This is a genomic window from Streptomyces sp. NPDC000878, from assembly GCF_053599695.1.
Genome location: NZ_JBSFMT010000016.1, coordinates 1 through 25,247 on the forward strand (window position 1 = coordinate 1; position 25,247 = coordinate 25,247).

Sequence of the window (25,247 nt, forward strand, 5' to 3'; positions counted from 1 at the left end):
GGCCCGGGCCCTGGTCACGACCCCGAAGGTGATCTTCGCCGACGAGCCGACGGGCGCCCTGGACTCCCTCGCGGGCGCGCGACCCCCAGGCGCGACGTCAGGACAGTGGCAGTTGTCCGGCGACGCTTCCGTGGCCGAGGCCGCGAGGGCGGTGGCCGGGGATGCTGGGTACGCCCGAGGTGTGCAGGTGGTGGGCGAACTGCCAGTTCCGGCAGCTGGCGTAGTCCCGCTCGTGGGCGTGTGCGGCGTTGGTCGGTACGGAGTTGGTTCCCCATCCGGTGATCGGCCGTGCTCCGGTGAGGGTGACCGTGAGGTGCTGTACCTCGAGGTCTTGGACGTGTCCGGGGGCGACCTCGAAGGCGAGGTGGGGGTTTTCGCCCCACCGGGAGGGGTCGGTGGTGACGCCGCAGAGGTACCAGCAGATGGGGGCGGGGAACTCGTCGAGGGTGATGGTGGCTTCGGTGAGGTCCTGGTTGACCTGCCGGCTGTAGCGGCCGTGGAGGGAGCGGGCGCAGTGCTGGGTGAGGTCGATGCCGGTGACGTATTTGAGCCAGAGGTAGCGGTAGGTCCGGTTGCCTCTCGTGATGGTGATCTGTGGTGCGGGCATGGTTCCCCCGGGGTGTTGGGTGGTGCGGGGCGGCAACCCCTTACACTTATTATATATGCACTAAGTTAGGTTTGTCACTTTTTGATCACGCTCCGTGCAGGCTCGGATCAGGGCCTCGACCAGCGGTTTGTGCCTGTTGTGCCGGTACTCGCCGGGGTACTCCATGTTGAACTCCGCCTCCAGCGCCGCTCGCCTGCGCTCAGGCGAGACGGGGAGCGGTCGGCGGCACTCCACGGTCAGCGACCCCCCGGTGTCGACGCCGATCCGCACCTCGCCGAAATAGCGGCGGAGCAGGTCCGTCAAGGACTCGCGGGTGTGGAACCGCTGCATGGTCCATACGCCGGCCCGGAAGGTAGCGGAGAAGCCGTTCTCGTCGACGAACTCCAGAGCGCGCCGGTAGCGGTTGTTGCGGTACTTGCGGCCACTGTTGCGCTTGGAGATGGACTTCATGTGGCGGGTGCCGGTGAAGAACACCCCGTCGTCTGCGCACAGGGTGTTGCACGTGATCAGGACGTGCTCCTCGAACTCCAGGCTGGTGATGGAGTTGATGACGGAGTCGAGGACGACGATGTCGTACTGCCCGTTGGCGCGGACGTCGCGTTGGAGGTCGCGGATGTGGGCGACGGTGGCCGCGACATCGAGGGCGTTCTGCGTGCCCTTGGCCTTGACGTGCGGCTCGTACCAGTGGGCGTCGTACCCCTGCTCCTTGAGCATGGTGATGTAGGCGGCCTCGCCCGCGCCGAAGTCGACGATCCGCTGGGACTTCTTCAGCGTGGGCAGGACGTGCTTGACGTAGACGGCGGACTTGGCGGAGTCGCCGTCGTCGCCCCCGAGCCGGTGCATCTGGCACCAGTGTTGGTTGTACGGCTTGATGCCGAGCTGGGTGTAGTCGTAGACCCCGTACTCGCCTTCGAGCCAGACCAGTAGCTCGTCGGCCTCCTGGACGGAGACCCGGTAGCAGAGGACGTCCTTGCGGAGGTCGACGGCAGAGACGGCGTAGTCGTTGTTGAGGATGACGCGGCCGGCGTGGTCGGCGACGATCGAACCCCATGGTCCGTAGCGGGTGATGAGGCGGCTGATCTCGGAGCGTACGGCGGCCGAGTCGCGGGCTTCCACGGTGATCTCGTCGGGGGTAAGCCACTCCCAGCCATGCGTGCTCTCGTCGGCGACGGTGACGGTGACGCGGGAGCCGTCGGTTTCCACGCTGTTGTGGAGGAGGTTGAACTGGACCTCGTCCTGGGTGGTGACGTGGGCGCCGAGGAGGATCGCCGGCACCGTGGTCACATCGAGCGCCTTCAGTGACTTGGTGCGCTGGTGGCCCGCGACGAGGATGCCGTTGCCGTTGACGATGACGGGCTTGACGCAGCCGAACAGGTCGAGGGACTGCTTCAGGCGGCCGAACGCGTCGTCGGACAGGCGCCGGGGGTTGTAGGGGGCGGGCTTGAGGCGGGCGAGCGGGTACTCCGCAACGAACTCAGGCAACGTTCTGCTCCTGGTCGTGCGGATCGATCAGGTAGTGCGCGAACCCTGCGTCGGTACCGCGGCTGTCGTAGAAGGCCTGGTGGACGTTGTTGAGGCGCTCGACCTCTTCCTTGGTGATCTGGACGCGAGTGGTTCCCCACTGGACGTAGCCCCAGGTGAGGTGTTCGTCGGCGACCTTCTCGCCCTCGGCGTCGGCGGTCTCGGCGGGCAGGACGTTGGGGACGTCGAGGGTGTCGAGGAGGGAGTCCAGGGCGTCTTGGTCGTAGCCGGTGCCTTCGAGGTCGGGCAGTTCGGCGAGGATGTCGGCCAGGAGGGCTTCGTCGTATCCGGCGAGGTCCGAGGTCCGGTTGTCGACGATGACGATGCGCGCGGCGGCGTCGTCGTCGACGTCGACGTAGGTGACGGCGATCTCGTCCCAGCCGAGTTCGGAGGCGGCGGCCCAAGTGTGGTTGCCAGCGAGAATCTCGTTGGGCCGGCCGGTGAGGTTTCCGCGGTTGACGACAAGGGCCCGGTACTGGCCGTTGAACGTCAGGGATTCCTTGATCGAGTCGAGGTTCCCGGTGCGCGGGTTGCGGTGGTAGGCGGTTAGGTTGCCGATCGGGACGGCGAGATCGGCGAGGGAGTCAGGGATACGAATGACGTCGTCGGACAAGTCCAGTCGTTCCTTCGGCGATTCCCCGCGCCGTGTCCGACAGCCTAGATGATCTGGTGTGCCGGTTGTCGGACAGGAGGCGGGGGTGCTGTCGGACACGGTGGCACGGTTGTGGCCACTGTGTCCGACAGTGTGGATCACTGCTGGTCAGGGGCCTGTCGAGGTGCGGCGGGGCGGGTGCTGACCCAGACGGTCAGTGGTCGGGTGCCTTCAGGGAAGGTGCCGGTGCGCCGCGCGTGGCGGTGGGCGTGTGCCAGGAGGGACAGGCCGTGTCCGACAGCGTCCGACACACCGCCCCCGCCCTTGAGGATGATCTCCAGATCCCGGGTGGCTCTGGGGCAACGCAGCAGCGCGGACAGAGCGAGGGCCTCGCGGATTACGTCGGCCTGGGCGGTGCCGTCCCGCGTGAGCACGGCCAGGTGCTCGTGAATGTCGGGGTCGCGCAGCAGCGCGGCGAGCGCCAGGGCGTCGCGTACGACGGCGGTCTGGCTGGCTCCGTCCCGCATGAGGACGAGGAGGTGTTCGTGGGTGGTCTGGTCGACTCGGGCGCCGACCCTCTGCCCGACTTCGGGGACCGCTCCTCGCGTATCGTTCTGATCAGCCATCGGAGTGCATGCTCCTTCGGTCAGGGCCCCGGGCAGGAGTTGCAGTCTCCGCGCCTGGGGCCTGTTCGGTTGTGGTGGTGTCTGCCGCCCGGCTATGTCAGCTGGCGGGCGGAAGTTCGGGGTCTGGCAGCCGTGCGATCGCCGAGCTCCAGTCGGATTCGCTGACCGGCCACACGTCTCCGGTGGGCTCGTGGCAGTGCCAGCCGTTGGAGAGCACGTGGGCGGTCTTCCTGGAGCAGCGGATGACCCGCCAGCCGGACACCTTCCACGCCCGGCAGCGGATGCGGGAGGGGATGCTCGCTCGCTGGCTGCCCCGGGATTCAGTTGTCCGAAGTCGCTCGTACAGGGCATCGAGGGCATCGCTGGTGATCGTGTTCACTGTGTGTCGCTTGGCCAACGGGTCTCCCTGCTCGGCGAGTTGCCCCGGCCCGGCTGGACCCTGGTGGACCGTGCGGGCGTAAGCCTCTGCGTCCTGGCGTGCTGTCGCCGGCATGTGGGTGCGGCCCGCATACACGCTGTCGGGGGCCTCGTCTCGCGCAGGATAGCGATCACGAAGAGGGAGGCCGCACCGCAGAAACCCAGGGTGTACCAGGGGGCGTTGTTGATGGAGCTGATCGTGGCGCAGATGATCAGCGCGGCTGAGGCGAGGCCGTAGAGGACGGCCAGGGTGCGGCTTCGGCGCGGCAGCGGGCGGTACGTGGTCACTGCTGGGTCTCCAAGAGGTGGCGCGGGTCAGCGGTTGTTGCAGCGGCACAGCCAGGCGGGCGGAAATGCCCAGCGGTCGCAGGAGTTGCACCATTCGGCTCCGGGCGCGGGCGGCGTGCGCTCGCGCGGGGCTGCGTCAGGCTGCTGCGCGGGTGCACTGGGGTGATTCATCGGCTCGGGGTCCTCTCGGTTTCTCGATCGCGCGGGCGAGTTCGGCGTAGTTGTGTGCCGCCTCCTCTGGGGTGACCGGCGTGTACCGGTAGGTGCCCGGGGGTGGCGGCAGGGTGCCCTTGCGTCGTTTCTCGGTGAGTAGGTCGACCAACGGCCCGTACCGCTCTTCCATGAGTCGCTCGTAGAGCTCGGGATCGGCTGCTTCGTGAGCGGAGTAGTCGCGGGACATCGGCTGGCCCCTTTCAGGCGTAAGGAGGCCCCGTCTGCGCGGACGGAAACGCGCAGACGGGGCCAGTCGTGGATGAGTCACCCCGTGGTGCTCCGCATCGGGCGGGGCTGCCTCCTGACGGGCAGGGCGCGGGGGGTCGACCGCCCGCCAGGAGACGTGGGGGTGCCGTATGCCACGGCTGTCGGGCCTCGTTCGGGGGAAGGCCCGACAACCGAAACCGTATCACTCTGTTTTGTAAACACCTATCTTTTGATCGAGAGATGCCCCGTCTTCATGCTCATCGAGGAGAGCGGTACCGCAGGGGTCGGGCTCTGGGAAGAGCGCCTCCTGCACGTCAGGGACGCGATCACTGGTGAAGCTCTGGGGACTCATGCCGGTCCAGAGGTGAGCCGGTTCCGTCATGGCGAGATCCTTTCAACGGGCGGTCGAGCCGGAGGCGAGCAGGCGTCAGGCCGCACTGACGGCCTCGGCGTTGACGATGATTTCCCGGGCTTCGGAGTGCGCCTTGGCCTGGCGGAGTGCGAAGCGGGCCTTCTGTACGGCGTCGGCAACGCGGTCCATCTGCTCCAGCCGGGCGCCGACTTCACCTTCGAGAGCGAGGGCCAGGTCCGCGGGGTCCATCTTGACGAGGCCGTCGAGGAGGCCGCGGATGCGCTCGATCCCGTCGAGGGTGTTGCGGGTCTTGGTCTGGGTGCGAGCGCGCTCTTCGCGCTCCTCGACCGTCATGTCCTCGACGATCATGCACACTTCCTGATCCTGCTGCTGACGCAGGGCGAAGGCGAAGTGCACGAGCTGGTTGTCGCCAGCGAAATCGCCACGCGCCCACTTGGCGAGGACGGCGCGCTGATTGCCGTCGGTGAGCTCCGCGAGCTTTACGGCGGCCTGGGTGCCGATGTTGCCCGCGTCGACCTGTTCGGCGACTTCGGGGGTGAGCTTGAGGAGGGCGAGGCGCTGCTTGATGTACGGGACGGTCTTGCCGAAGTCGGCAGCGACGGTGGCCTCGGTGGCGCCCTCCTCCTCGGTGAGGATGCGGTCGTATCCGCGGGCTTCTTCGAGGGGGAGCATGTCGGCTCGGGTGACGTTCTCGGTCATGGACATCTTGAACGCCCGGAGGTCGTCCGACTCACCCTGAATCTTGGCCTCGATGGTGATGGCGTCGAGGAGCTGGTGCGCACGCCAACGGCGCTCGCCGGCGATGATCTGGTACCGGTTCGGGCCGAGGCGTCGCACGAGGATCGGCGCGAGGAGTCCGTACTCCTTGATGCTGTCGGCGAGTTCCTGGAGCTTGGCGGGATCGAAGTACTCGCGCGGCTGGCCTTCGTTCCGCTCGATGTGGGCCATCTTCAGGGTCTTGTTCGACACCGCTCACTCCAAGAGGCGTTGTGGTGAAGGGCCGTTCCCCCTCACTTCTTACCCTTATTTTATAGGCATTCGTGACGGGGGAGAACTTCCCCGACAGAAATCTCATCCCCTGGACACAGCGAGCGCACGGAATCAAAACCGCAGAGGGCCGCCGCCGACACCTCGGCAACGACCCTCCACAGTCCGGCCCTTCAGCCGACAGTGTCCGATTCCTCCAACTCGGGAACCGGCACGTGATCAACGGGCGGGTGCCCGATCGGCTGAAGTGCCGCTCGGACCGCCCCCTCGACAAAAGGGGCGCCGGACTCCTCCAGCTCCCGGGCAGCCGCCAAGACGGCCTCGATGTCGATCACTTGGACCCCCCTCCCCAGCCCGCCAACGAGCAAATCGGCGGGATTGCACGGTCAGGCCCCCCTAGCCGCGCAACACGGGTAGATCCACTACCAGTCACACTTCTTTCACACACAGTCCACCAGTGTCAAACATTCATTCCACTTGTATCGCACGCGATACAAGTGGAGGGGACCCAATGCGCATCTAGTCCCCCGACCGGTACGTTGACGACCGAGTAGACAGCCACTTCGCCTCGACCTGAAGGCCCCTGGAGGACCGCTTTGCAGCCCGCCTCGCTCCATCAGAAGCTCACCATGCTTCGGCGGCTCCTGCTGACTCCAACCGGGAAACTCCCGAGCCTACGCGACCTGGAGCGCAACAGCGCGGACTCGGCAGGACGGCCGACCATCTCCCACTCTGCGATCGGGAAGATCCTCGACGGATCCGCTCCCGGGCTGGACAACGTCCCTGCTGTGGCTCGCGCATTCGATTGCCCTGCCGCGTATCTACTGCCTGGCTGGGACGACTTGACGGCTCTGACCGTGTTCGAGCAGCATCCTGCGGCCCGGCAGGCCCTGCGCCTCCTCGACGGCCTCGACGACGGCGCAGCCGATGAGCTGCTCGCGGCGGCACGAGCCATCCGCCGCAGCCGGGGCTTAGACGATGAGGATGTCCCGGAGGCTCCGCCTCTTCCTCCCCTGCCGACAGTCCCGGCAGACGGCAGATTGCGCCGGCGGCGTCTGCCGATGGCCCAGGCCGCGGAACGAGCAGCCGAGGACCTCCAAGGCTGATGTGCCGAGTGGGCGGCCGTGCGGCCAGGGGTCTAGTCCTCGTACCGCTCGATGTTCGCCTGGTACCACATGGCGAGTTGGAAGTTGGTCTCCACCCCGGCTTCCTCCCTCATCTTCTTGAGGGTCTTGGTGATGTGGCTCACCGAGACGCTCGTGCGACGTGCGACCTCCTTGTACGTACGTCCCTGCGCCAGCTCGCGAAGGATCACCTGCTGAAGCTGACCGCTCAACTCGTCGGGTCTCGGTTCGGTGCGCACACTCCACTCGTGGGCCGCTTCCCATGACGCGTCGAAGACGGCGGCGCAGAATGCGACCATGGCCGGGTCAGTGATGCACCACGCGGCGCGCTCACCTCCGTGGACGTAGTCCTCAATGAACGCGGCATCGTTGTCGATGATGACCATCTTGAGGAGAGGCTGCCGGGTTACCCGGAACTCGTCGCCGAGCGGCGCCATATTGCGCACGTAGGTCCGGGCGAGTTCATCGGCCATGGCGCTGGCGGGGTACAGGGTCAGCCCGTGGACTCCGCGCGTGGCGGCCTGGACATCCCCGTCCATCTTGGCCATCGCGTCCGCCCGGCGAGGACCTGGCTGCGCCGCCCGGATCGTGGTGTGCGCGGCGTCCGCGGCCTGCTTCATACGGGCCTGTACCAGCTCCGGCGTGCCCAGGTACTCGCTGCCGTGGCTATGAACCGGCTGGTACAGGTCGCCCCAGTCGAGAACGCGCTGTGCGACTCTCGACATCTGCCGCACGACCAGGCGGTGGTCTGCCGCCAGCCGCGCCAGCGCCCGACTTCCGGATTCGTACGGATTGAGAGGGAAGACGCTCCCGTCAGTCGGATCTACGGCGGCCAGGCCGGCCTTCAGTAACTCCTCCGCGCCCGGCTGCTCAGACTTTACTGACGCGCCGTTCAATAGCTGCACATAGAGATCTTGCTCTACCTGCGACAACTTCAGGATGTCCGGTATCCCCACCAATTTCCCCTGTCGAAATGAGCACTGATCATTCCGTCACCACAACGCCGCTTGCGTTACACAAACGCTTTCAGGAAGCGTGAATGGGCCCCCCTTGCCGCGCGCACACGTTCGATTCACGCCCTCGGACATCATCGCTCATCAACCTGAGGACTATTCGTGAGAGACCGCGTTCGCGCCCGTCGCCTGATCGGTTTGGCGGCCATCACCGCTCTGCTGGCCTTGGCCCCCATCGGGGTGGCCGCCGCTGACAGCGAGGACACCTCGACCGTCACCACGATCAGCCGTGACACAAGCGAGCAGCCAACGGACAGTGCAGACACATCGGTTGAGCGGTTGCTCGCCGACATCTCCTGGTAGGTACATCGTGGACACGGTCGTCTTCGGCCTGGCATGCCTCGTCACGCTTACCGCGACCGCGGTGAGCGTGCGCGACGCGTGGGCCAAACGAGCCCAGAACACCTACCGGCTGGCCCGCTGGGGCCGCTCCGTATCGGCCGCCGTCTGCTTCATCGGTAGCGCCCTATCCGTCCCCGCAGTCGCAGACTGGTGTGCCGACGCTACGCGCGTGGACAACATCGCAAAGCTCGTCTCGCACCTGTGCGCGGTGGGGTTCATCGGCGGCCTTCAGGTCATGGTGGCGGACTGGACGTACGGCAGAGAGTTCGTCGGAGCCGCGATGCGCGTACGGCTCCTCATCGCGGCGTTGGTGGAGATCCTGCTCACCGTGCTGTTCCTGCGCGGCAACCGTCCCGGAATCGAGTTCACCACGGACTTCGCAGACCACCACATCGTCACCGGGTACCTGCTGGTCTACCTGGCGTTCGGAACGTACGGGGCCCTTGAGACCTGCGCGTTGTGCTTCGCGATGGCCCGCGCGCTTCCCAACCACCCCTCCCACGCCAAGACCTTGCGCATCGGCCTGCTGCTCGTCAGCATTGGTGCCGCCGCAACCGTGGGCTACGTGATCAGCAAGGGCGGCTACCTACTCGCGAACCTAGCTGGGAACCCTTGGCCGCTCGCCGTCGAGAAGGCACTCAGCTCGCCACTGGCGGGCCTCTCCATCCTGTTCATCCTGACCGGGCTGACGTTCGTGGCCGTGGACTCCCAGCGCAGGCGTAGCACGGCCCACACTCCGCTCGAAGCCCCCTCCACGTAGGTCAGTCGGCCGCGGTGCGCCAATCCAGGTGCACGCGGCCGTCTTCGATGTGGCGGACTCCTTGAGCCGAGGCCTTGAATACCGTGACGCGCTTGAGGAGGAGCCCCGCGACCGCCCCCTTGGATGCGGCCGGCGCGTAGTTCCACCACTGCACCAGATCCTCGATCGACTCGACCGGCGCGGTGGCCACCTGCTCGGCGAAGCGCAGTCGCGCCCTCGCCTGCTTGACCTCCTTCTTCGCCTCAGTCGCCTGGAGCTCGTGTTCGGCTTCGTCGATCAGGCCATTGTCGCGTTGCACACCCAGGTCCCTGACGGCGAACTTTGCGCGGCTCAACTCCACCCGCAGTTGGGGCAGTGTCTTCTTCACGCGCTCCAGCTCATCGAGGAGCACCGCTCGGGCCTCGGGCCGGGACAACTGCGCCACCACGTACGTGCCGACGTAGTCCTCAAGCAGGCCGGCGGCCACCCGCACTTGGCCGCAGTCGCTACACCGGTATCCGGGGGTGCTGCTGTTCGCCCGAGCACCGGTCAGTTGAGCGGTGCACTCTCCGCAGTGACACAGCCCGTACGAGAAGGCGTAGTCGTGGCTCGCTTCGCGGTCGCGGACCTCGGGGCGCTCTGCGTGGAGCCGTCGCCCTTCTTCGGGCGTGATGATGTGGGGTAGCCCTGTCTCGACCAGTTCCCCGGTTTCAGGGTCTTCGGCCAGGCCCGCGATGGCGGGGTGGTAGATCACCCTGTCGAAGCTCGCCGTCCGCCACTGCGAACCGCGGGTCGTCAGGTGCCCGGCAGCATTCATCCACCTGATCACATCAGGCTTCGGCTGCTTGGCGAAGAGGCGCGAGACTGCCTCCCGAAGGGGAGACACCTCGTCGTCTTTCAGCCGCGTCCGAGCCTGATCTTCGAACCCGTACAGTCGCGCCATCAGTCCTCTTCCGTCATGCCAGCCGTGGCCCTGCTTCCCCAAGCAGGGATGGCTTCCCCAAGTCACAGACCGGCAAGGTCGTAACACAACAGCGTTCTACCTATGTTGCGGGCAGGACACACCACTTCGCGCCCGCTGCCAAGAGGGAGTGTCGGAAGGCCCTGAACTCCCACCTGAGGCGCCGGGCAACCTTTCGGCCCCCGATCCGTTGGGGAGCAGCCGCCGGCCGGGAGTGCTCCGCCGATACGGCGGCCCGGCCTGTCGCGTCTACCGCCCCCCGAAGGAGAGGTGTTGCTGTTTCTCTTATTGCGACCCCGCGACCCCGCGACGCCGCGCCTAGGATACGTGCCGCCCTGCGCGCGAGGGCAAGCACGAGAAAGTATGGCTTTGGGTAAGCGGCTGCACTGACCATCTACAGCAGCTGAGGTGCAACTGCGCCGCTCAAAGTCGACTCCCTAGGCCACCTCGGGCAGCAGTCCAAGCACCCGCCAGAGGGCCATGGTGGGGACTTTCGTCGAGCTGCCGAGCTGGAGCACTTCCACCGGGAAGGTGCCCTCGTTGAGGAGTTCGTAGGCCTTGTTCCGCCCGATGCCGAGCGCCTTGGCCGCGATGGACACACTGACGACGGTCGGGAGGGCTTTCAGCTCTTCGATCGTCATCGGTCCGGATTCCTGCGTACCGACTGTTGCTGCCATCACCTGGAGCCGCGTTCTCCCCCGCGCCATCCAAGATCAGCATACGCAAAAAGGCGCCTTGCAGTGCAAGACGAGGACAAGGAAAGATCGATGTGACTCAGTAGAACTGGTGTGCCCATCCGTGGGGGAGCAATGTTCAAGGACAAGACGTACAAGCGGTGCACATGCCGCGGTCCGGTCTACTACAAGAGAGGGCCTCGGAAGGGGCAGCAGATCTTCAACAGCGACGGCACGCCCAGGATCGGCCTCCTGGAGGGGGCTTGCCCTGAGCTGTCGAAGCGCGCCCATGGCTCCTGGTACTACTACATCGAGCTGCCCGCGGGCATTGGCGGACATCGACAGCGCGACAGAAGGGGCGGCTTCGCCACCCAGAAAGCTGCGGAGAAGGCGGCCGAAGCCTCGTGGAAGGCAGCGCAGAGCGGCATCAACGTCCTCACGAAGGAGACGGTCGAGGAGTACCTGCGCCGCTGGCACAAGAAGAAGGCCGCCGACCTGGCCCGTACGACACACCACGAGTACGGGCGAGATATCGACCTGTACTTCGTCCCGCACCTGGGCCATCTCAAGATCCGTGACCTTCGCGCCAAGCACATCCAGAACATGTACGACTGGATCTTGGAGGAGAACCTCCGGCGCCGAGAGCAGCGGCAGAAAGCCGATCAGCTCAAGCTGGCAATGGAGGCCGCCCAGGCGGCGTGGCGGCAAGCGCCGGCCCGCACACGTGAAGAGAAGATCGCGCGATCGGCCAAGCGAGGTGTCTGGAATGACGCCAAGGCCGTGTACGCCGACGCACGGGCGAAGGTCCAGAAGGAGACCGGCCCGGCGACGATGGAAAGCATCAACGCGACGCTGAAGAGCGCCCTGTCCGATGCCGTCATCGAAGAACTGATCGCGAAGAACTACGCCAAGTTCGTGACCTTGCCGAAGGTGAACAAGCCCGACGCCCTTGTATGGACTCCCGAGCGCATCGCCTACTGGAAACGGACCGGCAAGAAGCCGAGCCCGGTCATGGTGTGGGATGTCGAACAGACAGTGCAGTTCCTCGACTTCGTGGCCGAGGACCGACACTTCACCGCCTGGCACATCATCATCTTCCACGGACTTCGCCGTGGCGAGATCGCTGGTGTCACCTGGGATGACATCGACCTCAAGAACGGCGTCATCCACGTCGCGCGGCAGCGAGTCTCCGTCAACTACGAGATCCACGAGGACGATCCGAAGGCGGACAGTAAGGGCTCCGTCCTCATCAACTCCGACTCAGTGGTTCTGCTGAAGGCCTGGCGCGAGCAACAGCAGCGAGAGCGTGAGGAGTGGGAGACCAAGGCCGGGGTGGGCACGTGGGCTAACCACGACAACCGCGTCTTCACTCAGGAGGACGGCTCGGAGTACCACCCGCAGCACTTCACGGATCGCTGGGACCTGCTCGTGGAGAAGTCGGAGCTCCCGCCGATCCGGCTCCACGACGGCCGCCACGAGGCTGGCACGCTGGCTCTCGCCGGAGGAGCCAAGACCAAGGCCGTGCAGAAAATGCTCCGTCACAAGACGAAGCGCATGACCGAGGACACCTACCAGGCCGTTCTCCCGGAGTTGCTGCGGGAAACGGTCGACGCATCACAGAACCTGGTGGCGCTGGCCCGGAAGAAAAAGGCCAAGACTGAGAAGAAGAAGGCCAAGAAGAAGACCAAGAAGCAGCCGCTCCAGCCTGCCGTCACGTAGCCCTCACCACACCGTGGGGACAGTGCTGCCCCACTGTGTCCCCACAGCGTCCCCATTTTGCCCTCACACCCACCTACCGGGGCGGTGGTTTAGACCATTCGCGAGTCAAGGAAAAGCAAAAGCCCCAGGTCACGGCGAGTGAGTCCTGAGGCTTCTACAGAGCCGCCTTCGGGATTCGAACCCGAGACCTACGCATTACGAGTGCGTTGCTCTGGCCATCTGAGCTAAGGCGGCGCGCTGTCCGCAACTATGGTGCGATCAGCAACGTCGGTAAGTCTACACAGTTTCCGGGGGTGCTCCGCACACCCCCCTGAGGCCTCCGAGGAGGCCTCAGCACCGACATCCGCCCGCCCCGTCACTCCACTACGCGCACCGCTTCCCCTCCACCGGAGGCGTCCCCCGCAGCAAATACGCGTTGACCGTGTCGTCGATGCAGTCGCTGCCCCGACCGTACGCCGTGTGGCCGTCGCCCTCGTAGGTCAGGAGGCGGGCCGAGGAGAGCTGGCGGGCGAGGGACTGGGCCCAGGGGTACGGGGTCGCCGGGTCGCGGGTCGTGCCGACCACCACGATCGGGGCCGCGCCCTTCGCCTCGATGCGATGCGGCTCGCCCGTCGGCCGGACCGGCCAGTACGCGCAGTTCAGGGAGGCCCAGGCCATGGCCTCGCCGAAGACCGGGGACGCCTTCTCGAAGGACGGCAGCGCATCACGTACCTGGTCAGGGGTGGCGTAAGCCGCCGGGAGGTCGAGGCAGTTCACGGCCGCGTTGGCGAACATCAGGTTCGAGTAGCGACCGTCGGCGTCACGCTCGTAGTAGCTGTCGGCGAGGAGCAGCAGGCCCGCGCCGTCCTTGTCGCGCATCGCCGAGGTCAGCGACTCGCGCAGTCGCGGCCAGTTGCTCTCGTCGTACATCGCGGCGATCACGCCGGTCGTGGCGAGGGCCTCGCCCAGCCAGCGGCCGTCCGCGTCGCCCGTCAGGATCGGCGACGCGTCGAGGCGGCGGAACAACGCCTTCAGGTTCGTACCGACCTCGCCCTCCTCCGTACCGAGCGGACAGTCCGGCTGCCGTACGCAGTCCTTCGCGAACGCGTCGAACGCCGTCTCGAACCCCGCCGTCTGGCCGAGGCTCAGCCGGCTCGCGGACAGGGAGGGGTCCATCGCGCCGTCCAGGACGAGCCGGCCCACGCGCTTCGGGAAGAGACCGGCGTACGTCGCCCCGAGGAACGTCCCGTACGACGCCCCCACGTACGTCAGCCGCTCGTCGCCGAGCACCGCCCGCAGGATGTCCATGTCCCGGGCCGCCTCCACCGTGGACACATGGCGCAGCAGGTCGGGCGAACTGCTGCCGCAGCCCTCGGCGAACTCCTTGTACGCGCCGACCAGTTCGTCCGTCTCCCGGACGTTGTCGGGCGTCGCGTCCGTCTGCGTGTACGCGTCCATCTCACGGCCGTCCAGGCACTCGACCGGCTCGCTGCGCGCCACCCCGCGCGGGTCGACCGCGACCATGTCGTAGCGCGCGCGGACCTCGGCCGGGTAACCGATACCCGCGTACGACTGCAGGTACCCGACCGCCGAACCGCCCGGCCCGCCCGGGTTGACCAGCAGCGAGCCCAGCGGCTTGCCCGCGCCCGTGGCCTTCTTGCGGGAGACGGCGAGCCTGACGTCGCCCTCGGACGGAGCCGCGTAGTCGAGGGGCGCCTTCATCGTGGCGCACTGGAAACCGGGTACACCGCACGACCGCCAGCTCAGCTTCTGCCCGTAGTACGGCGCGAGACCGGCCGCCCCGGTGTCCGCCGACGAACTCGCCGCACTTGTCGAACTCCCCGTGGAACAGGCGGAGACGAGCAGCGCGGCGACCGCGAGCAGGGTCCAGGTCTGACGAGGGATGCGCCTCATTTGCATTCACCGAGCGTAACCCTGAGGAGCCGGACAGATACTCTCCGTCCACGATATGACTCATACGAGTTACGGCTACCAGCTAGCCAGTGCCGCATCAACCAACGTTCGCCCTGTAGTGCCGCGCTAGTTGAAGGATGTGGCCGCAAAGGGAGAGAAAGCCAGGCCAACTCCGAAGGCTGGACGCTCCATTGCTACCGAAACGGTCATGAGGTCAGCGGTTGCCGCCCGTGGAGCCGGCGAAGCCGGGTTCAAGGACTGTGGGACTGGCGGTGGTGTGCGTGGTGAGGTTTTCGCCGTCCTGGTTGCCTAGCGGGCTCCTGAAGGGGCGCGGAGCTGTTCGGCCAGCCGCTCGAGTTCGGCCGCCGCGGCAGGCGAGGGGTCGTTGAGTCCGCTGTGCACGGACGTCGGGCTTTTCAGGAAGCGCCGGAGCACGGCCACGAGGAGCCCTTGAGGCAGAGCCCGCAACGCGGCGAACGCGCGAGGTACCGGCGGCGTCTCCATCGCGGCGAGGTTCTGCCGCATGAGGTGGAGCATGCCGCGGACCGCGACCGGGTCGTCGGCCAGCACTACCGGGCCGCCCGCCGCGTGTACCGCCTGCCCGAGCGGGACCTCGAACGCGGCGTGCGTCCTGAGCCAGGCATCCATCTGCGGCTCGGCCTTGGCGTTGATCCCGGCGGTACGGAACGTCTCCACGATCCGTACCAGTCGCGGGGTGGTACGGCCGTCGGGCTCGCCTATCGGCATCGCGACCCGGCGGGTGATGAAATTGCTCTTGCGGTAGCGGACCACGTCGTCGTCCATCGTGCCGGCGGCCGCGGGGAAGCCGAGCAACACCCGCTCGTGGCCGATCACCGCGCCCAGCGGCTGCGCGCCGGCCGCCCAGTTATGGAGGAACAGCACGTCACCTTCGAGGCCGGCGAGTGACTCCAGCACCGCGTCCACCTGGTGGGTGCGGACGAAGACGGTGATCAGGTCGTACCCGCCGTCCGGGTGCTCGACCACCGGTACCGGTACCCGCCTGACAGCTGGGCCGTCTCCCTCGGCGAGCTGCACGCCGTGCCGGCGCAGAGCGGTCAGGCGCCCACCCCGGGCGAGGAGCGAGACATCGTGACCGGCCTCATACATGCGGGCGGCGAACAGGCTGCCGAGCACTCCGGCGCCGTACACGAGCAGCTTCACGACAGTCCTCTTTCATACGTTCGCTTGATTCATACGTTCGTTTCATTCAAACATATGTAGAGTCCCCCGTGTGGCGACCCCAGACACCCGCACCCAGCTCCTCGATGCGGCCGAGCACCTCTTCGCCGAGCACGGATACCGCGGCACCTCGGTCCGCGCGATCACCAAACTCGCCGGAGCGAACCTGGCCGCCGTCGGCTACCACTTCGGCTCGAAGGCGGAGCTGATGGCGGCAGTCGTCCGCCGCGTGGTCGAGCCCATCACCGCTGCCCAGTGCGCCGGGCTCGACAAATTGCTCGCCCGGACCCCCGACCCACCGGTCAGCGAACTGGTGGAGGCATTCGCGGGGCCGCTGCTCGACGAGATGCCGGCCGGCGACGAGGGCGGCGCCCGGACGTCCCGGCTGATCGTGACGATCCTCAGCGACCCGGCCGAGGAGGCACGCAGCTGGACCGGCCCGGCCGAGGACTCGGTCCGTGAACGCTACTTCGCAGCCTTCGCGCGCGTACTGCCCGGCCTTTCCCCGGAGGAGCTGTGGTTCCGGATGCGGGGGATCTTTGCCGTGACGGCCGTCGACCGCCTCCAGGTCCACCAGCAGCCCTCCCCTGGATGCGTGTCCCCCGTAGCGGGCGAGGCGGCCCGGCGATGGGCGATCACGTTCCTGACGGCAGCGATGAGTGCGCCGCCGATCCGGCCCTGACGACCCACAGACAGACGTTGGCAGCGGGTCAGGCGGCGTTCGCCCTGTGGACGAGGGCAGTGAGGCGCTGGTCGGCGGCGTTCTTGTTCCGCCAGATGCTGTATCGGCGGACCATACTGCCCTGGGCCTTGTGGGTCGGGTGGTCGGTGCCGTCGAGGGCGAAGTGGCGGAGGGCGGTGAACTGGGCCTCGATCCTGTTCAGCCAGGAGCTGTTGGTCGGGGTGTAGACGATCTCGGCGTTTTTGGCAGCCGCCCACGCGCCGACCCGCTGGCAGCGCTTGGTCGTCAAGTGCGGTGAGTAGTTGTCACAGACGATCGCGATGCGTACGTCCGCCAGGTGCAGCGAGCGCAGGTAGCGGCAGAATTCCAGGAACTTGCTGCGGTTCTTGGTCTTCTTGATGTGGCCGTAGAGCTGGTCTTTGCCCAGGTCGTAGGCTGCGAAGAGGTGGCGCACGCCGTGCGGGCGGGTGTAGGTGGCCCGGCGGCGCGGTCGAGGTTCGCGGCCGGGGTCCTTGCCCTTGCCACCGCGTTCGGTCCGCTGGCGTCCGGGACGGAGCTGGAGGTTGAGTGGGCCGAACTCGTCCATGCAGAGGATGACTTCGGGCTCGCCTGGTTCAGGTATCACTTCGCCGTCGGCGCTGGCATAGAGGTGTTCGACCCGGGCCTTTTTGGCCTCGTAGTCCGGGTCTTTCGAGGTCTTCCAGGTCTTCACCCGTTGAAAGGTGACGCCTTCCTCGCGGAACAGGATGCGCAGTCCCTCGGGGCTGATGTCGTCGACCACCCCCTCGTCGACCAGGAAGTCGGCCGGCTTGACCAGGCTCCAGGTCGAGAATGGCAGGCTGTGCTCGGCGGGCTTGGACTTGGCGATCTTCTTGATCTCCCGCCGTCCAGGAGGGTGAACGTCTTCGGGCGCCCGCCCCGGTACTTGGGGTAGAGCGCATCGAAGCCGTCGGCGTTGAGGTTGTGCACGTCACGGACCCGGTCCGGGCTCGTGAACGTCACCGTCGCGATGTTGTCGACCAGCATGCCCTGCGCGGACAACAACACCATCTGGGCCCGCCGCCAGGTCACCACCGACCCCGTGCCCCGGCGCACGATCCGCTGCAGTCGCTGCCCGTCGTCATCGATCTCACGCACCCGCACACGCTCAGCCGCGAGGACAGCGTGACGGATGACCAATGTCTCGGCCACGTCCTTCAAATAGCGCGGCACTACAGGGCGAACGTTGGTTGATGCGGCACTAGATACCAGCCATGAGCCGGTGAGCCTCAGCCCGCTCTCAGCGCCAGCGTCATCGCCTCCACCGCCAGCAGCGGTGCCACGTTGCGGTCCAGGGCCTCGCGGCACGCGGCGATCGCGTCGATGCGGCGGAGCGTCGACTCGGGTGAGCCGGCGCGGGCCAGCCGCTCCAGAGTGTCCTCGGCCTCCATGTTGGCGATCGCCAGGCGGGAGCCGAGCTGGAGGGCGAGGACGTCGCGGTAGAAGCCGGTGAGGTCGATCAGGGCGAGGTCGAGGGTGTCTCGCTGCGTACGCGTTCTCCGGCGCTTCTGCCGGTCCTCCAGTTCCTTCATCACACCCGCCGTGCCACGCGGCATCCGGCCGCCCTGGCTCGCGCCCATCGCCTGCTTCAGATCCTCCGTCTCCTTCACGTCGACGCCCTCGGCGAGCTGCTTGGCGTCCTCGGACGCCGAGTCGATCAGCTCCTGGGCGGCCTTGAGGCAGCCGCCGACGTCCTCGACGCGGAGCGGCAGCTTGAGTACGGCGGCCCGGCGCTCGCGGGCCCGCGCGTCCGTCGCCAGCCGCCGGGCGCGCCCGATGTGGCCCTGGGTCGCCCTGGCGACGGTGTGCGCGACGTTCGGCTCGATACCGTCCCGGCGGATGAGGATGTCGGCGACCGCCTCCACCGGCGGGGTGCGCAGCGTGAGGAGACGGCAGCGGGAGCGGATCGTGGGCAGTACGTCCTCGATGGACGGGGCGCACAGCAGCCACACCGTGCGCGGCGCGGGCTCCTCGACGGCCTTGAGCAGGACGTTTCCCGCGCCCTCCGTGAGGCGGTCCGCGTCCTCCAGGACGATGACCTGCCAGCGTCCGACGGCCGGTGACAGCTGGGCCCGCCGGACCAGGTCGCGGGTCTCCTTGACGCCGATGGAGAGCAGATCGGTACGGACGATCTGCACGTCGGAGTGCGTACCCACCATGCTCGTGTGGCAGCCGTCGCAGAACCCGCAGCCGGGGACCCCGCCGAGGGCCCGGTCGGGGCTCACGCACTGGAGTGCGGCGGCGAAAGCCCGGGCCGCCGTGGACCGGCCCGAGCCGGGCGGGCCGGTGAAGAGCCAGGCGTGTGTCATCTTCGACGCCTCGGGCAGCGGCTCCCTCGCGGCGACGGCGGTGACCAGGGCGTCGGCATCCCGCGCGGCGGCTTCCAGCTGCGCGCTCACCTTCTCCTGACCCACCAGGTCGTCCCACACCGGCATGGGAACACCACCCTTCCGTCACGCCATTTCGTCAAGCCGCCTCGGCAGGCCGTTTCCGCACGGCTTGCCCTGCGCAGTCCATTGTGCGGGCCACCACTGACAACGGGCGCCACCAGCAACAGCCACGGGCCCTCAGCGGCGCCGCCCGCCCCGTCCCCGCCCCTCGTCCCGGTCATCGTCCTCGCGCGGTCCGAGCAGTTCATCGGCCAGCGTCGGCAGGTCGTCCAGCGGAGTCTCCTCCGCCCAGTCGGAACGCGGACGCCTGCGCGGGGCGCCGTCGGCACCGACCTGGGGCAACTCCCGCGTACGGTCCTCACCGGCCCCGGACCCGGACTGCCCGTCCGCCCGCTCGTCCCGGAAGAAGCCGGGCGGCACCCGGTCCGCGGGCCCACTGTCCCGCCGACCCGCACTGCCCTCCCGTGCCTCCCGTACGGGAGGCAGCACCGCGGTCTCATCGGCCGCACCCGGCACCACAGGCGGCAGCACAGCCGTCTCATCGGCGGCACCCGAGGGAACCGGCGGCAACACCGCGGTCTCGTCCGCCGCACCCGGCACCACAGGAGGCAGCACAGCCGTCTCATCGGCGGCACCCGGAGGAACCTTTCGCAGCACAGCCGTCTCGTCCGCCGCCCCCGAAGGCACCGGCGGCTTCTGCAGCTTGGCCGTCACCTCCGAATCGGAACCCCGTGACCGCCCGCCACCCGCCTCACCGGAACCCGAATCCGAGCCCGAGCCCGAACCTGAATCCGAACCCGAAGCCCCAGCCGCGCCCTTGCCCGCACCGGCACCCGTGCCCGAATCCGCACCAGAACCTCCACCGGCAGCCGCACCCGCAGAACCCACCGCAGCCTCAGCCTCAGCAGCTGCCGCAGCCTCAGCCGCCGAAGCCGAAGCAGCAGCCGCGGCAGCAGCCGAAGCCGCCGCCTCCGCGACCCGCCTCCGCTCCGCCTCCGCCCGGACCAGCGCCTCCTCGGCCTTGCGCTGCTTCTCCAGCCGCCGTTCCTCCGCCTCCGCGCGGATCCTCGCCTCGTCCTCGGCCTGCTTGCGCCGGCGGTCCTCGTCGGCCTTGCGGCGGGCCTCGGCCTCGGCGCGGGCCTTCTCCTCCGCCAGCAGCCGTACCCGCTCCTCCTCGGCACGGCGGCGCGCGTCCTCGGCCCGCTGCCGGGCCTCCTCGGCCTGGCGTTCGGCCTCGCGGCGCTGCGCCTCCTCCAGCTCGCGGCGCTTGCGCTCCTCCTCCTCGGCGCGCAGCCGGGCCAGCGTCTCCTGACGCTCACGCTCGACGCGCTCCTCCTCGGCCTTGCGCGCGGCCTCTTCCTCCGCCTTGCGCCTGGCCTCCTCCTCGGCCGCCTTGCGGGCCTCCTCCTGGGCCTTCACCTCGGCCTCGGAGAGGGGCAGCATCTGGTCGAGCCGGTGGCGGACGACCGTCGTGACGGCCTCGGGCTCCTGGGCCGCGTCCACGACCAGATAGCGGCCCGGGTCGGCGGCGGCCAGCGTGAGGAAACCGGACCGTACGCGCTCGTGGAACTCGGCCGGCTCCGACTCCAGCCGGTCCGGCGCCTCCGTGAACCGCTCCCGCGCGGCCTCCGGGGAGACGTCCAGCAGGACGGTCAGATGCGGCACCAGTCCGTCGGTCGCCCAGCGCGAGATCCGCGCGATCTCCGTCGGGGAGAGGTCCCGGCCCGCGCCCTGGTAGGCCACCGAGGAGTCGATGTACCGGTCGGAGATGACGACCGCGCCCCGCTCCAGAGCGGGCCGTACGACCGTGTCGACGTGCTCCGCGCGGTCCGCCGCGTACAGCAGCGCCTCCGCGCGGTGCGACAGCCCGGCGCTCGACACATCCAGCAATATCGAACGCAGCCGCTTGCCCACCGGGGTCGCCCCCGGCTCGCGCGTGACCACGACCTCGTGGCCCTTGGCCCTTATCCACTCGGCGAGCGCCCTCGACTGCGTGGACTTGCCGGCCCCGTCCCCGCCCTCCAGGGCGATGAAGAAACCGTTCGAAGCGGGCGCCTGTACGGGGTCGTCCCCGCCGCGCACCGCGTCACGCAGATCGTGCCGCAGCGGTACGCCGGACCGGTCGTCGACCTTGGCCAGGACCAGCGCGGCCACGGGCAGCAGCAGCGCGCCCACCAGCATCAGCGTGAACGCCGCGCCACCGTGCGCGAACACGAACTTGCCGCTCTCCAGGCGGTGCGGCCCGATGAGGGCCGCCACCAGGGGTGCGATCAGCGCGGCCAGCGCCACGGACACCCGTACGACCGCGTGCAGATGCTCGGTCAGCCGCGCCCGCCGCTGGTCCTCGGTCTCCTGGTCGAGCAGTGTGTGCCCGGTGTTGGCGGCGACGCCCGCGCCGATGCCCGCGAGGGCGACGATCAGCAGCACCGTCGTCACGTCCGGGACCAGCCCGGCGGCGAGCAGCGCGACCCCGGTGAAGGCGAGGGCCAGCGCGAGCAACCGGCGCCGCGACAGCGACACCAGCACCTTCGGTGCCGTACGGATGCCGACGACCGTGCCGCCGGTCAGCGCGAGGACCAGCAGCCCGTACGTCACCGGGCCGCCGCCCAGGTCCTTGGCGTGCAGCACGGCCACGGAGACGGCCGCCGCGACCGCGCCGGAGACGGCCGCGCAGGCCAGGACGAGCAGCGGGATCGCGCCCGTACGGCCCGTCTCGGGAGCCGTGCCGGACTTCGGGCGGCGCAGGCCTTCGAGCGGTGACCGCGCGCGCGGGGTGCGTGCGTCGGGCAGTTCGAGGGCGGTGAGCACGGACAGCGAGGCGGCGAACAGCCCGGCCGCGACGTACGACCCGAAGGCCCCCTGGTGCCGGCCGAACCACTCGATGCCGGTGCCCAGCAGGTTGTTGACCAGCCCGGCGGCGACGAGCGCGGCGCCCGCGAGCGGCAGCGCGACGAAGGTCGTACGCAGGGACAGGCGCCGCAGGGCGTCCATGTGGTCCGGCAGCGGGCGGACCGTCGCCCCCTCCGGGGGAGGCGTGGGCAGCAGCGAGGGCGCCGCGCTCTCCCGGCACACCGTCCAGAAGCGCTCGGCGACGCCGCTCACGAAGGCGGTGACCAGGAGGACGGCCAGGGCGTTCTCCGGCGTCCAGTCGATCCACAGGGGCGCGATGATCATGAGTACGGCGCGCAGCCCGTCGGCGCCGGCCATGGTCCAGCGGCGGTCGAGCAGGCCATCCTGGGAGGTGAGCGACGTGAGCGGGCCGAGCAGGACGGCGCCGAAGAGCAGCGTGGCCAGAACTCGTGCCCCGAAGACGGCGGTCACGGCGAGCGCCACGCCCCGGTAGCCGCCGCCGAACGAGCCCTCGGCGATGGCCGCCTGGAGGACGAGCACCACCAGGACCAGCAGTGCGAGCGCGTCACCGACGCCGCCCACCAGCTGCGCGCTCCACAGCCGCTTCAGCTGGGGCTGGCGCAGCAGTGCGCGGACGGCGCGTTCGCGGGAGTCCGCGACCAACGCGTCGTCGGGGGCCTGGGGAATGGCCGTTGGCTGCTCGGCTGGCGTCATGCTTTCAGCCTATCGGCAGCCACCGACAGCCCGAAGTTGCCGTCCGCACGTGCGACCGCCCCGACACCTGATGGTGTCGAGGCGGTTATTTTACGAAGCTCACGCGAAGGCGAAGTGAAGATCAACCAGCGGGACAGGCCGCCAATGGCGACCTCACCGTCGGCAGGCTCACTCCTCGCCCGTGACCCTCGCCGCGGTCGCCTTCTTGGCCGGAGCCTTCTTGGCGGCCGTCTTCTTCGCGGTGGTCGTCTTGGCGGCCGTCGTCTTCTTGGCGGCGGCGGTCTTCGTCGTGGCCGCCTTCTTGGCGGGGGCCTTCTTCGCCGGCGCCTTCTTCGCGGTCTTCTTGGCGGGCGACTTGGCGCGCTTCTCGGCGAGCAGCTCGTAGCCGCGCTCCGGGGTGATCTCCTCGACGCTGTCGCCGGAGCGCAGGGTCGCGTTGCTCTCCCCGTCGGTGACGTACGGCCCGAAGCGACCGTCCTTGACGACGACCGGCTGTCCGCTGACCGGGTCCGTGCCCAGCTCCTTCAGCGGCGGCTTGGCGGCGGCCCGGCCGCGCTGCTTGGGCTGGGAGTAGATCTCCAGCGCCTCTTCGAGGGTGATCGTGAAGAGCTGGTCCTCAGCGGTGAGGGACCGCGAGTCCGTGCCCTTCTTCAGGTACGGGCCGTAGCGGCCGTTCTGCGCGGTGATCTCCATGCCTTCGGCGTCCTTGCCGACGACCCGGGGCAGGGACATCAGCTTGAGCGCGTCGGCCAAGGTCACCGTGTCCAGGGACATCGACTTGAACAGCGAGGCCGTACGCGGCTTGACGGCGTTCTTGCCGGTCTTCGGGGTGCCCTCGGGGAGCACCTCGGTGACGTACGGGCCGTAGCGGCCGTCCCTGGCGATGATCTGGTGGCCGGACTCGGGGTCGGCACCCAGCTCGAAGTCGCCGCTCGGCTTGGCGAGCAGCTCCTCGGACAGCTCGACGGACAGCTCGTCGGGAGGGAGGTCCTCGGGGACGTCCGCGCGCTGGTGGTTCTCGGAGTCCTTCTCGCCGCGCTCGATGTAGGGGCCGTAGCGCCCGACGCGCAGCACGATGTCGTTGCCCACCGGGAACGACGACACCTCGCGCGCGTCGATCGCGCCCAGGTCGGTCACCAGCTCCTTGAGGCCGCCGAGGTGGTCCCCGTCGCCGTTGCCCGCCTCGGCCGCGCCGCCGACAGCGGGAACGCCCTTGGCGCCCTCACCGAAGTAGAAGCGCTTCAGCCACGGCACGGACTGGGCCTCGCCGCGGGCGATGCGGTCGAGGTCGTCCTCCATACGGGCGGTGAAGTCGTAGTCGACGAGCCGCCCGAAGTGCTTCTCCAGGAGGTTGACCACGGCGAAGGACAGGAAGGACGGCACGAGGGCCGTGCCCTTCTTGAAGACATAGCCGCGGTCGAGGATCGTGCCGATGATCGACGCGTACGTCGACGGGCGGCCGATCTCGCGCTCTTCCAGCTCCTTGACCAGCGACGCCTCGGTGTAGCGGGCCGGGGGCTTGGTGGCGTGCCCGTCGACCGTGAGCTCCTCGGCGGACAGGGCGTCGCCCTCGTTCACCTGGGGCAGGCGGCTCTCGCGGTCGTCCAGCTCGGCGTTCGGGTCGTCGGCGCCTTCGACGTACGCCTTCAGGAAGCCGTGGAAGGTGATCGTCTTGCCGGAGGCGCTGAACTCGGCGTCCCGGCCGTCGGCGGCCGTGCCCGCGATCTTCACGGTGACCGAGTTGCCGACCGCGTCCTTCATCTGGGAGGCGACCGTGCGCTTCCAGATCAGCTCGTAGAGCCGGAACTGGTCACCGGTCAGGCCGGTCTCGGCAGGCGTGCGGAAACGATCACCCGACGGGCGGATCGCCTCGTGCGCCTCCTGCGCGTTCTTGACCTTCCCGGCGTACGTCCGCGGGGACGAGGGCAGGTAGTCGGCGCCGTACAGCTGCGTGACCTGGGCACGGGCGGCGGTGATCGCCGTCTCCGACAGGGTCGTGGAGTCCGTACGCATATAGGTGATGAAGCCGTTCTCGTACAGCTTCTGCGCCACCTGCATGGTCGCCTTCGCACCGAAGCCGAGCTTGCGGCTGGCCTCCTGCTGGAGCGTCGTCGTACGGAACGGGGCGTACGGCGAGCGGCGGTACGGCTTCGACTCGACCGAGCGGACGGCGAAGCTGGTGTTCTCCAGGGCGGCGGCGAGGGCGCGGGCGTTCGCCTCGTCGAGGTGGAGGGTGTTCGCGCTCTTGATCTGTCCCAGGGAGTCGAAGTCGCGGCCCTGCGCGACCCGCCTGCCGTCGACGGTCGTGAGGCGGGCGACCAGCGACGACGGGTCCGACGAGTCCCCCGCGCGGCCGGTCGCGAAGGTCCCCGTCAGGTCCCAGTACTCAGCAGAACGGAAAGCGATGCGCTCGCGTTCCCGCTCCACCACAAGCCGTGTCGCGACCGACTGGACACGGCCGGCCGACAGTTTCGGCATGACCTTCTTCCAGAGGACCGGCGAGACCTCGTAGCCGTAGAGACGGTCGAGGATGCGGCGGGTCTCCTGGGCGTCGACCAGCTTCTGGTTCAGCTCGCGCGGATTGGCGACGGCGGCCTGGATCGCGGCCTTGGTGATCTCGTGGAAGACCATCCGCTTGACCGGGACCTTGGGCTTCAGAACTTCCTGGAGGTGCCACGCGATGGCCTCGCCCTCGCGGTCCTCATCGGTGGCGAGGAAGAGTTCGTCGGAGTCCTTCAGCAGGTCCTTGAGCTTCTTGACCTGGGCCCGCTTGTCCGCGTTGACCACGTAGATCGGCTGGAAGTCGTGTTCGACGTCCACCCCGAGGCGGCGTACCTCGCCGGTGTACTGCTCGGGCACCTCGGCGGCGCCGTTGGGGAGGTCGCGGATGTGCCCGACGCTCGCTTCGACGACGTATCCGGGGCCGAGATAGCCCTTGATCGTCTTCGCCTTGGCAGGCGACTCGACGATGACGAGTCGGCGGCCGCCGTGTGCGGTCTCGCTGGTCGGGGACAACTTCGCTCTTCTCTCCGGTCGACACTGGGGGTCTCCCCCGGCTGCCGTGCTCCCGGGGTCG

The 25,247-nt window shown here is 68.4% G+C and carries 20 protein-coding genes, 1 tRNA gene and 2 pseudogenes; 5 read left to right on the forward strand and 18 right to left on the reverse strand.

All coding sequences use genetic code 11. From position 1 onward, the window contains the following. Positions 1-80, forward strand: a pseudogene (locus tag ACWDR4_RS16665) (ABC transporter ATP-binding protein); the annotation flags it as partial. A 17-nt stretch (positions 81-97) separates the two neighbouring features. On the opposite strand, the gene ACWDR4_RS16670 reads toward ACWDR4_RS16665, so the two are convergent. The 9 genes from ACWDR4_RS16670 to ACWDR4_RS16710 all read right to left on the reverse strand — a co-directional run bounded on the left by ACWDR4_RS16670 (position 98) and on the right by ACWDR4_RS16710 (position 7,911). Continuing rightward, the gene (locus ACWDR4_RS16670) at positions 98-607 is read right to left on the reverse strand and encodes a hypothetical protein (RefSeq protein WP_450409371.1); all 510 of its coding nucleotides are present in this window, start codon (positions 605-607) and stop codon (positions 98-100) included. A gap of 60 nt (positions 608-667) precedes the next feature. Further along, a complete protein-coding gene (locus tag ACWDR4_RS16675) occupies positions 668-2,089 on the reverse strand; it encodes a methyltransferase domain-containing protein (protein ID WP_450409099.1) in 1,422 nt (473 codons plus the stop codon). Further along, positions 2,082-2,741, reverse strand: coding sequence for a ParB/RepB/Spo0J family partition protein (locus ACWDR4_RS16680; RefSeq protein WP_450409101.1), 660 nt, complete (start codon positions 2,739-2,741; stop codon positions 2,082-2,084). Before ACWDR4_RS16680 ends, ACWDR4_RS16675 begins: the two co-directional genes overlap by 8 nt. A gap of 137 nt (positions 2,742-2,878) precedes the next feature. After that, positions 2,879-3,346 (reverse strand): hypothetical protein, encoded by a 468-nt coding sequence (locus tag ACWDR4_RS16685; protein WP_450409103.1) that lies wholly within the window; start codon positions 3,344-3,346, stop codon positions 2,879-2,881. 97 nt (positions 3,347-3,443) lie between these two features. Next, positions 3,444-3,743 (reverse strand): hypothetical protein, encoded by a 300-nt coding sequence (locus ACWDR4_RS16690; protein WP_450409105.1) that lies wholly within the window; start codon positions 3,741-3,743, stop codon positions 3,444-3,446. A gap of 444 nt (positions 3,744-4,187) precedes the next feature. Then, a complete protein-coding gene (locus ACWDR4_RS16695) occupies positions 4,188-4,451 on the reverse strand; it encodes a hypothetical protein (protein ID WP_450409107.1) in 264 nt (87 codons plus the stop codon). A 447-nt stretch (positions 4,452-4,898) separates the two neighbouring features. Then, positions 4,899-5,813 carry a ParB/RepB/Spo0J family partition protein gene (locus ACWDR4_RS16700; RefSeq protein ID WP_200724685.1) on the reverse strand — a complete coding sequence of 305 codons (915 nt, stop codon included), beginning with the start codon at positions 5,811-5,813 and terminating at the stop codon, positions 4,899-4,901. A 191-nt stretch (positions 5,814-6,004) separates the two neighbouring features. Further along, complete coding sequence (locus tag ACWDR4_RS16705) at positions 6,005-6,166, reverse strand: hypothetical protein (protein ID WP_200724684.1); 162 nt, start codon at positions 6,164-6,166, stop codon at positions 6,005-6,007. 803 nt (positions 6,167-6,969) lie between these two features. Further along, positions 6,970-7,911, reverse strand: a complete 942-nt coding sequence (locus tag ACWDR4_RS16710) for a helix-turn-helix transcriptional regulator (RefSeq protein WP_450409109.1) — start codon at positions 7,909-7,911, stop codon at positions 6,970-6,972. Between the two features lie 159 nt (positions 7,912-8,070). Here ACWDR4_RS16710 and ACWDR4_RS16715 point away from each other — a divergent pair, with 159 nt between their 5' ends. Both ACWDR4_RS16715 and ACWDR4_RS16720 read left to right on the forward strand, forming a co-directional pair. Continuing rightward, positions 8,071-8,271 (forward strand): hypothetical protein, encoded by a 201-nt coding sequence (locus ACWDR4_RS16715; RefSeq protein ID WP_450409111.1) that lies wholly within the window; start codon positions 8,071-8,073, stop codon positions 8,269-8,271. Positions 8,272-8,479: 208 nt separating this feature from the next. After that, a complete protein-coding gene (locus ACWDR4_RS16720; RefSeq protein WP_391270662.1) occupies positions 8,480-9,070 on the forward strand; it encodes a hypothetical protein in 591 nt (196 codons plus the stop codon). A gap of 1 nt (position 9,071) precedes the next feature. Here ACWDR4_RS16720 and ACWDR4_RS16725 read toward each other — a convergent pair whose 3' ends face one another. Then, entirely contained in the window at positions 9,072-9,992 is a 921-nt protein-coding gene (locus ACWDR4_RS16725) for a zinc ribbon domain-containing protein (RefSeq protein WP_450409113.1), read from the reverse strand. Positions 9,993-10,447: 455 nt separating this feature from the next. Beyond that, positions 10,448-10,651 carry a DNA-binding protein gene (locus tag ACWDR4_RS16730; RefSeq protein WP_327744639.1) on the reverse strand — a complete coding sequence of 68 codons (204 nt, stop codon included), beginning with the start codon at positions 10,649-10,651 and terminating at the stop codon, positions 10,448-10,450. Between the two features lie 168 nt (positions 10,652-10,819). On the opposite strand from ACWDR4_RS16730, the gene ACWDR4_RS16735 reads away from it, so the two are divergent. Next, positions 10,820-12,403, forward strand: coding sequence for a tyrosine-type recombinase/integrase (locus ACWDR4_RS16735; protein ID WP_450409115.1), 1,584 nt, complete (start codon positions 10,820-10,822; stop codon positions 12,401-12,403). A gap of 160 nt (positions 12,404-12,563) precedes the next feature. On the opposite strand, the gene ACWDR4_RS16740 is transcribed toward ACWDR4_RS16735, so the two are convergent. The 3 genes from ACWDR4_RS16740 to ACWDR4_RS16750 all read right to left on the reverse strand — a co-directional run bounded on the left by ACWDR4_RS16740 (position 12,564) and on the right by ACWDR4_RS16750 (position 15,478). Continuing rightward, positions 12,564-12,637: transfer RNA gene (locus ACWDR4_RS16740), tRNA-Thr, on the reverse strand. 129 nt (positions 12,638-12,766) lie between these two features. Beyond that, entirely contained in the window at positions 12,767-14,302 is a 1,536-nt protein-coding gene (locus ACWDR4_RS16745) for an alpha/beta hydrolase (protein ID WP_450409116.1), read from the reverse strand. A gap of 303 nt (positions 14,303-14,605) precedes the next feature. Continuing rightward, entirely contained in the window at positions 14,606-15,478 is an 873-nt protein-coding gene (locus tag ACWDR4_RS16750) for a ketopantoate reductase family protein (protein ID WP_450409118.1), read from the reverse strand. Between the two features lie 70 nt (positions 15,479-15,548). On the opposite strand from ACWDR4_RS16750, the gene ACWDR4_RS16755 reads away from it, so the two are divergent. Then, complete coding sequence (locus ACWDR4_RS16755) at positions 15,549-16,178, forward strand: TetR/AcrR family transcriptional regulator (RefSeq protein ID WP_450409120.1); 630 nt, start codon at positions 15,549-15,551, stop codon at positions 16,176-16,178. A gap of 28 nt (positions 16,179-16,206) precedes the next feature. Here ACWDR4_RS16755 and ACWDR4_RS16760 read toward each other — a convergent pair. From ACWDR4_RS16760 to topA, 4 genes and pseudogenes are all read right to left on the reverse strand, one after another. Continuing rightward, positions 16,207-17,351, reverse strand: a pseudogene (locus tag ACWDR4_RS16760) (IS630 family transposase). 95 nt (positions 17,352-17,446) lie between these two features. Then, entirely contained in the window at positions 17,447-18,652 is a 1,206-nt protein-coding gene (locus ACWDR4_RS16765; protein WP_450409121.1) for a DNA polymerase III subunit delta', read from the reverse strand. A 132-nt stretch (positions 18,653-18,784) separates the two neighbouring features. Beyond that, a complete protein-coding gene (tmk, locus tag ACWDR4_RS16770; RefSeq protein WP_450409123.1) occupies positions 18,785-22,171 on the reverse strand; it encodes a dTMP kinase in 3,387 nt (1,128 codons plus the stop codon). 168 nt (positions 22,172-22,339) lie between these two features. Further along, positions 22,340-25,186, reverse strand: a complete 2,847-nt coding sequence (gene topA / locus ACWDR4_RS16775) for a type I DNA topoisomerase (protein WP_450409125.1) — start codon at positions 25,184-25,186, stop codon at positions 22,340-22,342. Positions 25,187-25,247 lie beyond the last annotated feature (61 nt).

What these genes read in the sequence shown, in the direction of transcription:
- ACWDR4_RS16670 (WP_450409371.1), bottom strand. Translation starts at nt 607, where the DNA reads ATGCCCGCACCACAGATCACCATCACGAGAGGCAACCGGACCTACCGC.
- ACWDR4_RS16685 (WP_450409103.1), bottom strand. Translation starts at nt 3,346, where the DNA reads ATGGCTGATCAGAACGATACGCGAGGAGCGGTCCCCGAAGTCGGGCAG.
- ACWDR4_RS16695 (WP_450409107.1), bottom strand. Translation starts at nt 4,451, where the DNA reads ATGTCCCGCGACTACTCCGCTCACGAAGCAGCCGATCCCGAGCTCTAC.
- ACWDR4_RS16725 (WP_450409113.1), bottom strand. Translation starts at nt 9,992, where the DNA reads ATGGCGCGACTGTACGGGTTCGAAGATCAGGCTCGGACGCGGCTGAAA.
- ACWDR4_RS16730 (WP_327744639.1), bottom strand. Translation starts at nt 10,651, where the DNA reads ATGACGATCGAAGAGCTGAAAGCCCTCCCGACCGTCGTCAGTGTGTCC.
- ACWDR4_RS16735 (WP_450409115.1), top strand. Translation starts at nt 10,820, where the DNA reads ATGTTCAAGGACAAGACGTACAAGCGGTGCACATGCCGCGGTCCGGTC.
- ACWDR4_RS16745 (WP_450409116.1), bottom strand. Translation starts at nt 14,302, where the DNA reads ATGCAAATGAGGCGCATCCCTCGTCAGACCTGGACCCTGCTCGCGGTC.
- ACWDR4_RS16765 (WP_450409121.1), bottom strand. Translation starts at nt 18,652, where the DNA reads ATGCCGGTGTGGGACGACCTGGTGGGTCAGGAGAAGGTGAGCGCGCAG.
- tmk (WP_450409123.1), bottom strand. Translation starts at nt 22,171, where the DNA reads ATGACGCCAGCCGAGCAGCCAACGGCCATTCCCCAGGCCCCCGACGAC.